Source organism: Thiothrix winogradskyi (assembly GCF_021650935.1).
GTDB classification, from domain to species: Bacteria; Pseudomonadota; Gammaproteobacteria; order Thiotrichales; family Thiotrichaceae; genus Thiothrix; species Thiothrix winogradskyi.
In genome coordinates, this window is the sequence record NZ_CP091244.1 from 1,557,662 (window position 1) to 1,569,946 (window position 12,285).

General features: G+C 50.6%; 15 protein-coding genes and 1 CRISPR repeat array. Of the genes, 4 read left to right on the plus strand and 11 right to left on the minus strand.

Annotated features, from left to right (window positions below; all coding sequences use genetic code 11):
- Positions 1-18 precede the first annotated feature (18 nt).
- The 3 genes from L2Y54_RS07845 to L2Y54_RS07855 form a co-directional block, all read right to left on the minus strand.
- Complete coding sequence (locus tag L2Y54_RS07845) at positions 19-309, minus strand: CRISPR-associated endonuclease Cas2 (protein ID WP_236501274.1); 291 nt, start codon at positions 307-309, stop codon at positions 19-21.
- Positions 299-847 carry a hypothetical protein gene (locus L2Y54_RS07850; protein ID WP_236501275.1) on the minus strand — a complete coding sequence of 183 codons (549 nt, stop codon included), beginning with the start codon at positions 845-847 and terminating at the stop codon, positions 299-301. Before L2Y54_RS07850 ends, L2Y54_RS07845 begins: the two co-directional genes overlap by 11 nt.
- 181 nt (positions 848-1,028) lie before the next feature.
- Positions 1,029-1,232: a Card1-like endonuclease domain-containing protein gene (locus tag L2Y54_RS07855; RefSeq protein WP_236501276.1), complete on the minus strand. Its 204-nt coding sequence runs from the start codon at positions 1,230-1,232 to the stop codon at positions 1,029-1,031.
- A 47-nt stretch (positions 1,233-1,279) separates the two neighbouring features.
- On the opposite strand from L2Y54_RS07855, the gene L2Y54_RS07860 reads away from it, so the two are divergent.
- Complete coding sequence (locus L2Y54_RS07860; protein WP_236497341.1) at positions 1,280-2,320, plus strand: IS5 family transposase; 1,041 nt, start codon at positions 1,280-1,282, stop codon at positions 2,318-2,320.
- Positions 2,321-2,410: 90 nt separating this feature from the next.
- On the opposite strand, the gene L2Y54_RS07865 is transcribed toward L2Y54_RS07860, so the two are convergent.
- Together L2Y54_RS07865 and csx16 are read right to left on the minus strand one after the other, a co-directional pair.
- Entirely contained in the window at positions 2,411-3,436 is a 1,026-nt protein-coding gene (locus L2Y54_RS07865) for a Card1-like endonuclease domain-containing protein (RefSeq protein WP_236501277.1), read from the minus strand.
- The gene (gene csx16, locus L2Y54_RS07870) at positions 3,433-3,729 is read right to left on the minus strand and encodes a CRISPR-associated protein Csx16 (protein WP_236501278.1); all 297 of its coding nucleotides are present in this window, start codon (positions 3,727-3,729) and stop codon (positions 3,433-3,435) included. The genes L2Y54_RS07865 and csx16 overlap by 4 nt, the downstream gene beginning before the upstream one ends.
- Positions 3,730-3,910: 181 nt before the next feature.
- Between csx16 and L2Y54_RS07875 the strand changes: the two genes are divergently transcribed.
- Entirely contained in the window at positions 3,911-4,180 is a 270-nt protein-coding gene (locus L2Y54_RS07875) for an AbrB/MazE/SpoVT family DNA-binding domain-containing protein (RefSeq protein ID WP_202718408.1), read from the plus strand.
- Positions 4,171-4,611 carry a type II toxin-antitoxin system VapC family toxin gene (locus L2Y54_RS07880; RefSeq protein WP_236501279.1) on the plus strand — a complete coding sequence of 147 codons (441 nt, stop codon included), beginning with the start codon at positions 4,171-4,173 and terminating at the stop codon, positions 4,609-4,611. Before L2Y54_RS07875 ends, L2Y54_RS07880 begins: the two co-directional genes overlap by 10 nt.
- Positions 4,612-4,660: 49 nt before the next feature.
- Here L2Y54_RS07880 and L2Y54_RS07885 read toward each other — a convergent pair whose 3' ends face one another.
- Complete coding sequence (locus tag L2Y54_RS07885) at positions 4,661-4,846, minus strand: hypothetical protein (RefSeq protein WP_236501280.1); 186 nt, start codon at positions 4,844-4,846, stop codon at positions 4,661-4,663.
- Positions 4,847-5,420: 574 nt separating this feature from the next.
- Between L2Y54_RS07885 and L2Y54_RS07890 the strand changes: the two genes are divergently transcribed.
- Complete coding sequence (locus L2Y54_RS07890) at positions 5,421-6,413, plus strand: IS110 family RNA-guided transposase (protein ID WP_236501282.1); 993 nt, start codon at positions 5,421-5,423, stop codon at positions 6,411-6,413.
- Between the two features lie 54 nt (positions 6,414-6,467).
- Positions 6,468-7,126: direct repeats of the CRISPR family, unit length 36 nt; unit sequence AGACGATACTCTTTTAAATCAGGGCGGTCTTCAGAA.
- Positions 7,127-7,340: 214 nt separating this feature from the next.
- Here the strand turns inward: L2Y54_RS07890 and L2Y54_RS07895 are convergent.
- From L2Y54_RS07895 to csm2, 5 genes are read right to left on the minus strand one after another with little or no spacing between them, the layout of a single operon-like run.
- Complete coding sequence (locus L2Y54_RS07895; protein WP_236501284.1) at positions 7,341-8,600, minus strand: TIGR02710 family CRISPR-associated CARF protein; 1,260 nt, start codon at positions 8,598-8,600, stop codon at positions 7,341-7,343.
- Positions 8,597-10,180, minus strand: a complete 1,584-nt coding sequence (locus tag L2Y54_RS07900; RefSeq protein ID WP_236501286.1) for an RAMP superfamily CRISPR-associated protein — start codon at positions 10,178-10,180, stop codon at positions 8,597-8,599. Before L2Y54_RS07900 ends, L2Y54_RS07895 begins: the two co-directional genes overlap by 4 nt.
- Positions 10,177-11,109, minus strand: a complete 933-nt coding sequence (csm4, locus tag L2Y54_RS07905) for a type III-A CRISPR-associated RAMP protein Csm4 (RefSeq protein WP_236501288.1) — start codon at positions 11,107-11,109, stop codon at positions 10,177-10,179. The genes L2Y54_RS07900 and csm4 overlap by 4 nt, the downstream gene beginning before the upstream one ends.
- Position 11,110: 1 nt before the next feature.
- Positions 11,111-11,827, minus strand: coding sequence for a type III-A CRISPR-associated RAMP protein Csm3 (gene csm3, locus L2Y54_RS07910; protein ID WP_236501289.1), 717 nt, complete (start codon positions 11,825-11,827; stop codon positions 11,111-11,113).
- 12 nt (positions 11,828-11,839) lie between these two features.
- A complete protein-coding gene (gene csm2, locus L2Y54_RS07915) occupies positions 11,840-12,280 on the minus strand; it encodes a type III-A CRISPR-associated protein Csm2 (RefSeq protein WP_236501290.1) in 441 nt (146 codons plus the stop codon).
- Positions 12,281-12,285: the final 5 nt, after the last annotated feature.

Sequence of the window (12,285 nt, forward strand, 5' to 3'; positions counted from 1 at the left end):
GACTGAGGGGGATTTTCTTCACCCCAAATAAAACCAATCCGGGTCAACCGGCGCGACCCCCAGCCCCAGCGTATGCACCGTCTGCCGCGCATCCAGCCGAATCAGCAGGAAACTGTCGTCAGCGTCATGCAGAATAAAGCTCATATCGCCCAGCAACTCGCCTTTTTCCGCAGCCGTCAACCACACCTCATGCACCGATTTCTGCCCACCCGTGGCATACGCCCGCACGCAATGCAACGCCGCCCGCAGCCGCCCCGCGTCACTCACGTCATAAGCCGCGAGGTACAACACCCGCTGACTATCCGCCATATTCCACCCCACTAAACGCGGGTGAGGCGGGCAGTTTCAGCAAGCCAAACCCGTGATAACCATTGCCTTCATAGTGATACAACAATACCGGGCAACCGTTGCTGAGTTCCGCGCCGACCATTGCTGCTGCCATGCTGGGGCCTGCGTGGAAGTAGTGAATGCGGTCAACCCCTTGTGCGTACATTTCCCCGACTTGCTGGCGCACACTGGCTTTGAACGCATCGAGCTGATACACGCCCAGCCCGTCACGTTGCAGGTAAAAAACCCGTTCACGCGGAATCGCGGCAAGGTTGGCGTGTTGCTGGCAATAGTTTTCCACTGCCGCACGGATATTGCGCCCCGGCAATAAGTCGATAATGAGGATGGCAGGGCGATTGCCCGGAGCCGTGCGGATCGCTTGCAGGTAGTGGTGGTAACGGCGGCGATTGCCCCACACCACTTGATACCAGGTCCAAAATACTGGAATGGCGAGGATCAGCCCGATAACGATACCGAGCGGGTCGAGGATGGTGGTGATAATGTCGAGCAGTGTTTGCATGGTAGCCCCTGTTTTGGATTAGCCTGTAAGAACCCTCACCCCCCAGCCCCCTCTCCCGGAGGTAGAGGGGGAGCAAGAGCTTGTTTTTCTTAGCCCCTCTACCTATGGGAGAGGGGTTGGGGTGAGGGTCTTTGCAATATCATGCCGCAAACAGGGGAAGAAGTCGGCAATGACAAGCTTGTCAGTTAGGCTGTATCCATTGCTCCAAATGGCTACGCAGTTGTTGCAGTTGTGTGCCATGCAGCACCTTGATGCGTAAGTCTTTGGCGCGTTGCATGTCGTAATCCGGCAACGGTTTGTAGCTGACCAGCATGGCACGCGCTTGCAGACCGCCAATCGCATCCACCAGACTGTCGGGAACCTCTAAAAACCCACTGATACCCACACAAATGTGAGAAAATGCTCATCTGAGCCACCGCCCCGTTACTAGCCATGCCCAAGAAAAGTGCCATCAAAACCAGTCTGTTTGCCGCCGAAGAGCGTGAACAGAAACTCGACCGCAAGGGCGACCTGCTGTCCACCCTGAACCAGCACGTCAACTTTGTCGCCTTGGCAGGAGAAATCGACCACATCGCCCCACGCCCCAGTGACAAGCGAGGAGGCCGTCCACCCTACCCAACGGAACTGATGGTACGGGTCTTGGTGTTGCAACACCTGTACAACCTGTCGGACGAGGCATTGGAATACCAATTGCTTGACCGGCTGTCGTTCCAACGGTTTTGTGGCCTGCGTCATTCCAGCACGATCCCGGATGCCAATACCTTGTGGGTATTCCGTGAACGGATCAGTGCGGCAGGTGGTGCGGATGCCCTGTTTGATGCCGTCCAACGGCAATTACAACAACACGGTTTTATTGCCCGTGGTGGTCAAATCGTTGATGCCACGCTGGTGGAAGCCCCTAAACAACATTTCCACAAAGAAGAAAAAGCGCTGTTGGAACAAGCGGCAACACCTGCTGACTGGACACCTGCCCAACGTCGCCAAAAGGATACGGAAGCAAGCTGGACGAAAAAACACGGTAAAAGTTACCACGGCTACAAACTCAGTATCAGTGCCGATCGGAAATACAAACTCATCCGCAAACACCACATCAGCACCGCCAAAGAACATGACACCAACCATTTTGAAGCGGTGCTTGACCGAGCCAACACCAGCCGTGACGTATGGGCGGACAAAGGTTACGAAGACCAATCCCGTGAACAACGCCTCAACCAAGGTAGCTGGCGGTTACACATCCAGCACAAAGCCAAGAAAGGCAAGCCGCAATCCGACTGCCAGAAGCGCCGCAACACCCGCATCGCCAGACCCCGCGCACGGGTTGAGCATGTGTTTGGGTCAATCTGTGCGATGGGAGGCAAAGCCATCCGCAGCATCGGGTTGGCACGGGCAGTATTCGGCCTCAGCATTAAGGCAACCGTGTATAACTTGCGGCGGCTTTGTTCACTCAAAGAGGGCGGAGTTGTGCCCATTTGATGGAGAAATTCCCGAAAAAACAGCAAAAATGCGGAAAAACCACCTGATTGTGGCTTGGTGTGCTAAAAATTGAGATGGGTTGGTGTTTTTTTAACAAAATGTCGATAGACCAACGCTAACCGTTGCAATACGCCGGGTTTTTAGAGGTTCCCTGTCGAGTTTGTAGAGCGTTTCTGCCCCGCTGTGGCTATCGCCGCGTTTGAAGTTTTTGGCTTTGCATTCGATCAGGTGCAAGCGGTTATCCGCCAGAAACACCACATCCAGTTCATTGGGAATTTTGCCGGGGTCACGTTCCACTGATAGGCTTTGCGCGGTGTCTTGAATCGACGGAATGTGTTTTTTTAAGCTATTAACCGTGGCAAACACGTATTGTTCCAGCCAGCCACCGTTCGCAAAAAAACGGGCTGATTCGCTGCTGAACACCAGTCGTTGCTCCTGTTGTTGCATTACACCGATCTGTTCGAGTCGGTCGAGCAAGTCTTGCAAGGCATCAAAGCGCTGGTGTTGCTTGTCCAGCACCTCGGAGCGCAGGCTACGTTCCGCCGTATTGGCATACCAGTTCAGCACACCGAGCGCCCCGGAAAAATACTGGATGTTTTGAATCAATTCTTGGGCAAAATCGCGGTAATCCGGCGGCACTTGCACGGCTCCGCGTTCCGTTACCCGCCGCCCGTGTGCCTGGATGAAGTGTGGAATTCGGATGCGTTGCGCAAGCTGATGGCGGGCTTGACCCGTTGGATGCATCCAGATGATTTGGTCTTTCTCTGGGTGCACATAGAAAATGGGTTTGTCCAAGGCGCGGAAGGCTTCATAAGCGGCAATACTCATCGGCTTGGTTCCGCCCGTGGCATTCAGCATGATGTTTTCATCATCGTGTTGCACCAGCAAATCCAGCACGCGGTCACGGATGTGTTCGATATTCCACGGGTGTTCAATTGACCAGCGCGATACTTTGACGCCTGCTGTCGCTTTCAGGACTTGCTCCAGCCAATCCGCACGGGTTTGCATGTCAGGGCTGACCAGCAGGATAACCCGATCCGGGCGGATGTCGGCATCCAGCGCAGGCGTGATATTGGGCGTTGCTTGCCCGGAAACGAGGTAAAGATGGGTTTTCATACGGCTTTCCGTTGTGCCGCATACCCTTCCAACCGCGCCCCGTAGGTACGCATATCCTCCGCCGTCAGTTCCTTACCCCGCGCATCGGCAGGCAACTCCAGCGTCAGGTGGAAATACGTGCCGCCCCGCGCATTCACTTCCGCCACCAGATTGATCGGCAAAGTGCCAAGGATTCTGTCACCGGGTTGCACGATGTTCACGTCGAAATGCGCCAGCCGCTCGTCGACGTGAAAGCCTTCCGATTCCGCCCAATCGACCGCGCCAGGGTGGCGGGAGATGAAGTAAGTGGTCATGGTTTCCCCTGTGTTTGGCAAAAATCGCAGTGTAAAGGAGAGGTGGGCGTGGCGCGAGGTTGGCAAGCTTGTGACGTTAAGTGTCGATCATCAACACTTATTGACTATTGCATACAAACGCCTAGACTCAACAGTATAGTTAAGTCTGAATTTCCAACTTTCTAACGTTTAGGTGATGCCCGTGACCTATGTTCAGGTAAAACACAAATATCAGGTGACGATTCCCGCAGCCCTGCGCAAACGCCTCAACCTGCACGAAGGCGATATGCTGGAAGTACGGGAACAGGATGGATTGCTGGTGTTAGTTCCCCAAGCGGTGAGCCAACGTCCGGCTGTACAACCCCGCAGCCCCTTGTTGGCAATGATTGGGGCGAACAAGGGCAGCAACCTGTACAAATCCGCGCAGGATGCCGATAACTTTATCCGCAAGCTGAGGGATGAATGGAACTGAGCAGCATCGGCAAGGGCATTTTTTATCTGGATGCCAATGCGTTTATTTATGCGCTGGAAGCACACCTCGAATTTGTTGGGCAGGTAACAGCGTTGTTTGAAGTGATTGCAGCAACCGACAGTACCAGTGTCACCAGTGAGCTGACTTTGGCGGAGTGTTTGGTCAAACCGTTCGAGAAGCAGGATGTCGGGTCACAGATGCAATATGAGCAGCATATCAGCCCGTCTGAGGCGTTGCTGGTCATTCCGGTATCACGCCAAATCCTCAAAGATGCGGCGCAATTACGGGCGTTTTTCAAGAACAAGTTGCCGGATACCATCCATCTGATCACCGCACTCACCAGCGGCTGTACCTATTTTGTTACCAATGATGACCGGATCAAGTTTCCGCCACACATCACACCCATTATTATCAGCAAGCTAATGCTTTAAAAATAGCAGGTGGTGAAACTGCACCTCCGAAGGGAGATGTAGCGCATCACTATTTGTATTGCGTCACGCGGTGACGTTTCCAGCATTTATGGTGATAACACGCCTTGATTTTGTCATCCCACGCATTAGCAAGACCTTTAGGGCAGCGCTTGGCACGCGGTTTAACGTTTTGATCAATCGCATCAAAATACAGTTTTGCTTCATTGTGTGTTTTGGGTTTTTTGAGATACCCCATAACCTTTTCTCCAGTTAGTTAAAGGCTATGAATCTCCTTCGTTTTTTAGACTTAATATGTTAATCATAAATATTCTCTTTGATTTTTGTCTTGAACTGGGATTTTTAGGATTAAAGGATTAGTGGGATGTAAGTGGGCATCTTGGAAATCTTTTAATCCTGAAAATCTTAGTTCGGACTAAAAGATTTTGTAATGAAAGAGGCTTAATCCCTTTTAAATCAGGGCGGTCTTCAGAATGACCGAAGCACAACAGTCCGCTGCCTTAACTGTCTTAATCCCTTGTATCTTTAAAGCATAGAATTTCCGATAAGCTAAACTGTTAAAGAGCGGAAGAGGTTGCGCAGTCGGAAGGTCAGAGTTGGTCTTAATCCGAGGCTTCGAGCCTGTGAGAAGAGGAACCGACCTTCCATTTTTTAGGAGATCAGGCTGGACGATACTTGAGTCCACCCATCGCTAAAAATAGCACGGGTTGAGGCTGTATTCTACAAGGGAAGCCGCTGAAAGATTGCACAATAGGATGGCATGAGCAAACCGCTTTTTGATCAGGATAGCGTCAACCACAAGGAGTAGTCCCATGACAGACACTGTTGTATCCATCGGCATAGATGTGGCGAAAGACAAGTTGCAAATTGCTTGGTTGCGCCAGTTGCAGCCCTTGCAGGTGAAGCCCAAGAGCCTGCCTGATCACCCTAAAGGCTATGAAGAACTGCTGGATTGGCTGTTGAAAAACACGGGAGTAACGGTTGAACGGCTACGGATTACGCTAGAACCGACCAATATTTACCATGAAGGGGTGGCGTTGTATCTGCATGATCACGGCTGCCAAGTTTGTCTGGTTAACGCTAAACAGGTGAGTGATTTTGCGGCGAGTTTGGGCAATTTGTCGAAGAATGACCGTAAGGATAGCGTCATGCTGGCGCGTTTTGGTCTGGTGATGAATCCACGGATTTGGCAACCCGCACCATTGGAAATCAGGCAGTTACATGCATTGCTAGACCGGCTTGATACTCTGCAAGCGACCATGCAGCAAGAAGAAAATCGTCTGGATACCTTGCAACTACGCGAACGCTACCCGAAAACCGTCAAAGAGTCGTTGGATGAATCCATTGAATTCCTCAAGCAGTCGATGCAAACGATTCGTGACCAAATCGACGACCATATTGACCGTCACCCCGGTTTGAAACACGACCAGAAATTGTTGGCTACCATCCCCGGTGTTGGGGCGTTGACAGCGCAACGAATGATTGCACTCATACGTAGCAGGGACTTCACCAAAGCCTCACAAGTTGCCGCGTTCATGGGCTTAGTGCCGGTGGAGCGAACGTCAGGAACCAGCGTATTTAAGCGTCCGCGTATTTCACGGCGGGGGGATCCTGAGTTACGTGGCAAGCTGTTTATGCCAGTGGTAGCGGCGATTACTCACAATCCCATTGTTCAAAAGTTTTACCGCAAATTGCTGGATCAAAAGAAACACCAACGGGCGGCTATGACGGCTGCCATGCGTAAGCTGGTGCATATTTGTTTTGGTGTGTTGAAGAACCAGCAGGTATTTTCACCAACGATGTAGGGTATTCAATAGCGGGGTCAATAAAAAATCCCTATGGATTTTTTGTTGACCTCAAGACGATACTCTTTTAAATCAGGGCGGTCTTCAGAACTAGCAATCTAGGCTCTAGCCAGCTAGGAAAGGAGACGATACTCTTTTAAATCAGGGCGGTCTTCAGAAAAGGAAAAACAGTAATGTCACGCAAACAACACCAGACGATACTCTTTTAAATCAGGGCGGTCTTCAGAACTGAGACACAAGCCGAATATGAAGCTGTAAAAGCAGACGATACTCTTTTAAATCAGGGCGGTCTTCAGAAATCGCTCCAGAGGACTACAGTAACCCAGCGTACAGACGATACTCTTTTAAATCAGGGCGGTCTTCAGAACGGGCAATTGCAAATAGCCTTGCACTTGCACAATAGACGATACTCTTTTAAATCAGGGCGGTCTTCAGAAGGAAACAAACAAGGAATATGACAAGATGAATGAAGACGATACTCTTTTAAATCAGGGCGGTCTTCAGAATAAGTGGTGTATATCTCTTCAGAGATATATCTATAGACGATACTCTTTTAAATCAGGGCGGTCTTCAGAATGTATCACTCCTAGGGGTAGAGCACTGTTATGGAGACGATACTCTTTTAAATCAGGGCGGTCTTCAGAACGAAAAAACACGTAACTCAAAAAAGAGGAAACAGACGATACTCTTTTAAATCAGGGCGGTCTTCAGAAGGCTCGTGTCTAATCAGCCTTTTGAATCAATGGGTTACAGAGACCCTTAGCAGGAAATTCACTGTATAAAAAGTTGTCTTGGGCAAAAATACGACAAGATAAGTTTTTAAAGAAGCGACACGCTCAGGTTTTGCGTGTTAGTGTGCTGATTTTACAATGATTTTTTGAAAAAGGGAAGAAATATTCGACACTATTGATGCGAAATTTGCTCCCATCAATCCCTACGCAGCATGACGGGTAATTGCAGAGGAAGATTGCGTACCCCCACTTTCGCACTTTGCGCGGTGAGCAGTGGCAATAAGCCGCTTTCAATAAACGCCGCAATCCGCTGCCATTCCTCGGCGGTAATGGGCGCAAAACCGTGCGCGAGAATCGAATGGTTGCGGATGCTCAATAAATCTTTCATGCGCTCTTGATTCTCATCCCAAAATACCCGTATCGCCGCATCACAATGGCAAGCCGCCAATTCCCACGCATCGTGCAACGCTGCCCGGTAAACCCCTTGGCTATCCGGCGTTAACCGCAAGCTATTGGGGATTTTATCCGCAGCCACATGACTGGTATCAATCCCCGCTTGGCTTTTCAATAGCCATTGTGCTGACCATTCCAGCAAGCGATAAGCACGCGAGGTCGCATCATCAAAGCGTTGTTGCGCGGCTCGGCGTTGTGCATTCAGCCACAAATCCAGCAACAGAGCAGGGGTGCGTTTGGGTGATTCCACACACAATAGACGCAACTGCGCCACATAAGGTGCTAACCATTTGCCGTATTTACTCATGTAATTGTCGAGTAACTCCAGCGCACAGGCATGGTCAAAACGATCCCACGCCGAAAACGCCGTGCTCAGGTTACGCACCGCTTGCAATGTACCGCGATCATCACGGTGCAACGGTTTTTGGTCTGCCAAATGCAGCAATGAGTCGTCGTAAGCAAACAATTGCCAGGATGTTAACGCTTGCCGCAACTTCAACTGAAAACGGGTACGCCCGATCTGGGCTTGTTGCGATTGTTCTGTGCCATCTTTCACCTTAATCAGATTGCTTCGCGAACCAGTGACCAATTGCAAACTGATGTTATCGTGATCAAGCGCCGCCAGACACAAGGCGGCGGACATGGTTTTAGTACCGCCCGTGTAATCTGCCACAATCACATGATTAGCCTGCACATACGGGTGGATACAGCGCGAAATCTCGCTATACGCATGGTCAAGATCATCCGCATACACCCGCAACACCGCATAACTACCCGCGCTCAGCCCTGCCTGAGTGGGGATGTTGGGAAGGCTGGGCTTATCATCCTTGAAGTCTTTTTTGAGGAAAATGCCACGCTTTTCGATTTGCTCATACGAGCCGGGTTTACCGGTATCCGGGTCATCTTCCGAACACACAAACAACGTAAAATCGGGCTGGCTGTCCTCAATGGCTTTGATAATGGGTTGGTGTGAACCACCGACGGTGCAAATGAGTGTTTTCATGCGGTGTGTTCAACCTTTATCAATTCTTTATCCTGCACATACGCATTCACTTTCACAAACTGGTTTGTCATCACTTTTTGTTTGATGGCAGGGGAAAGCGTATTCAGCAGTTCTTCGCCTTTCGGCTTGAGTGCATTGACCGTTTTACCGCTCTTCTCAACCGTGAGAGTGCCATTAGCACGGTTGAACTTGATCCGTGCGCCAGCCCAGATTTCAGGTTCGGACTCGGCAATAATCGCGGCTTGTTGTGCCTGTAATGCTGCATTGTGCTTGCCGCTGGCTTGTTGCAATTTTTCCTGCCGTTGCTGGTCTTTGTCCTGCCAAGGTTTCAGCAAGGCTTGCAATTCAGCATCGGGCGCATCATCCAGTTCCACCAATACCCAACCGAACGGCAACATGCCACTTCTGGTGTCATGACTGTCAGCCGCAAGCCATACGGTTTTAGCTTCTGCTTGGTAAGAAGATTTTTGTTTGCCGTCTGCACCTTTACCTTCCAGTATTTTGATACTGCGGACACCTTCGATGGTGACGGATTCAGCTCCGCTATGTCGCCCGACCCGTAGCAAAAAGGCTTTGCCTGCTTTCATTTTCTGGTGAATCACGCCACTGGTAATGGCTTCGGCGAGTTTTTCCCAGTCAGGGTGCAGATAGCGACGTTCCCGTAAAACTTTCATTTCGGCGACGAAACGCTTGTGATAGAAATAATTGCAAGTAGCGGCAATATCTTGCACCGTCCAGCGCAATTCCTTGGCTGGTGTGCCTTTACCTATCATGCCTTGCAAGTCTTGTACGCTCAATGTGCCACCAAAACTGCGGTAGCGTAGTGCTGGCAAACATTCCAGAAGCTGGTAAAGGTTTTGGGCTTCTGCTTGTGATTGCACGATTTGACCGTCTTTGACGACTTCTTTTTTCTTCCGGTCAACGGCGAAACGGATTTCACTACCAAAGAGTGTTGGGGTCTGGTAATTCGCATCACCCAAGCTGATTAAGCGCATTGGGTCAGTGGCAAAACTGCCTTTGAACAACTCTTTTTGTAATGCCTGATTTCGTTGAGGTGGTTTTAAACGATACACTTCTTCTGACAAACCCTGACCATCATTTACATCATCCAGCAAAGCAGTGCGGATTGCGCCCTTGATACTGCTACCGGGAATAATGGGATGCTGGCTATACGGGTTGAAAAAGGTGCGCTGGATTTCCAGCTTATTGACCACGCTTTTACCACCGCTTTCACGGTTGGCACTTTGCCCAACGCGCTTCTGATACAAATCAAACACGCCAGCACTGACAGGCAGGAAATGGTTGGATGCTGCCGCCAATGGTTTACGGTTGTTGTAGAAGAAATCCTGTACCTGCGCGATCATTTCTTCGGCGCGGCGTGTGGGTTTGCTCACCATCTCCAGCAGGTCTTTGCGTTGCCGTTCGGTCAAAACACGATTGGCGACATCGCTGTCAAACGCAAACAGGGCTTCCTCTTCCATCACGTAATTGGTGGGTTCGTAGTCTTCGCCAATCCCCACATGCACAGGTGATAACGGCGTGATGTGCAGGGTGACGCTTTCCATTGTGTTGGTTTTCATGCTTGCTCCACCGGATCAAAGTGAATCGGAATGACGGGCGCGTAGCCTTGTTGCACCGTTTCAGGAATCTGTTTGGATAATTGCCCGTTCCCACCCAGCCCTTGCCCGATAAACGTAGTCGTTGCACTGAATTGTGCTGAACTGAAGACTGCGCCTGTTTTTGCCATTAACACAGGTGTTTTGAACGGTTTGCCCGCTTGTACCGCCTGCCCACCGTGTCGTCCGAAACGGGTGAAAAGCTGGTAATAGCTGTTGGCTGCATCAAAGTTCAAACCTTGCGGCGCACTGGGGGCAAGCGTCAGCACAGCATTAGCGTTTGGATTGGCTGGCATGGCTTGAGTGGTCGTTGCCTGCACTTCAAATTTGCCCAAACCAACGCTGGCATCACGTCCGAAACCCACATTCCCCATTTGCTCGAAAAACTCTTTAAGTGCATCAGCCGTCAATTTGCTTTCATCGAACACCACGTGCACATCCAGCAAGGTATCTGCTTTGTACCAGTGTTGATCCAGCGCATAGGGGGCAAAACCGTCCCCGGTTGTTCCCGTTAAACGGCTGATACTGTTGTGTTGCTGAAGGTGTTCTTCAATGAAATCCTTGGCTTCACACACTGACAACCAGTCGGCAAAAGGTTTGTCGAGTGCGCTCAATGGTAGCCAAGCCTGCTTTTTCACGGCTTTACGGTCGGCATCTTCGATTGGCTGGAAGAAATACAGCGGTACATTCGGGCGTGGTACATAACCGTGTGGCAAGGCATCGGATACCACCGCAAACGGCTTGCCAGTCGTGTAACCGTCCAGCAATTCTGTTAACTTGCCTTCGCCCATGCCATCCCGCAATAACCAGCACAACTGCCCAAACAATGTGTCACCCAACGGCAATGTGCCGAAGGCAGACAGCGGGCGTAATGTCAGGGTCAGTGTTTGCATATCAGGCTGCCTCACCGAAAGTCACGGCATCCAATTTGGCTTGCACGTCGGTGCTACCCAGCTTGAGGTCAACGAATTCGATCTTGCCGTAACCGCGTGACAATGAACCACCCAAGCCAGTCAACTCAATCAGCTTCAAACCTTGGAATAGCATATCGCTCAGGTCTTCGCCGTCATGTACTTTCAGTGTCAGTTTGAAATCGAATTCTGCACCTGCTGGAACACGTTCGGTATTACGCGGGTGTTGCGCGACACCTTGGATACGGTCAATGGTGTTTTCCATTTTGGTTTCAGTGAACAGACGGTTTTTGTCGGATACTTCACGTTTTGCCCAGTCCTGATTCAGTGAGCAATCCCAGAATGCCAGACGGGTGGGGCCGATTTCTGCAATCAGTTTTTCGTCATTGGACGGATCGGGCGAACCACCAAACAGTTTCAGCAATTGCTTGGCTGCTGCCTGATTCGGGGTTTTGGTGATGTGTTTAAAGCTCAACGGTTTGCCTTCGGTCAAGCTAACCACACCCAGTTGCCATTCGAGTAGGCTACGCATTTTGCCTTTCAAACTGGAGCCGGGAATATACGGTTGCCCAGTCAACGGGTTCTTGATGACGGGATTATCCGTACCACCGATGTGCATTTCTTCACTGCCTGCGCCGATGTGCAAGCCAGTCAACAGGCGGATTTTGCCTTGCAGAAGTTGGATATTGGTCAATTGCATGTCGGTTCTCCGTCAGTCTTTCTTTTCCAGTTTGTAAAAGCCCAGCATCGCTTCAAAAAACAGCTTGAAGATGCGTAGTGTCTTGTCGTCGGTCACTTGTTGCAGGCAGTGTTGCATGAAGGCGGTAAAGTTGTTATCCACATGCTTGCGTCCTTCCGCATAGGCGGCTTTGGCATTCAACATGCGGATGAAGGGCAGGTATTCGCCAAACTTTTCCGGGTTCTGCGTAACCTTGGCTTCCCACATCAGCAATTCATCGTAGAAACGCCGGATTTGCGTGGACTTGTTCTGTTCACGCCCAGTTGCCGCCAAAGTTTTTGCCGTGTTCAAGGCAATGCCGTTGAATAACTCTGGATCAAGATCAGTCGGATTGAACTTGATGCTTGAAGTTTCCAGCGTGGGCTTGGGTTCATCCCAGCCGGTATTCCGCCGATCATTTTTATATCCGCTCATGCAAC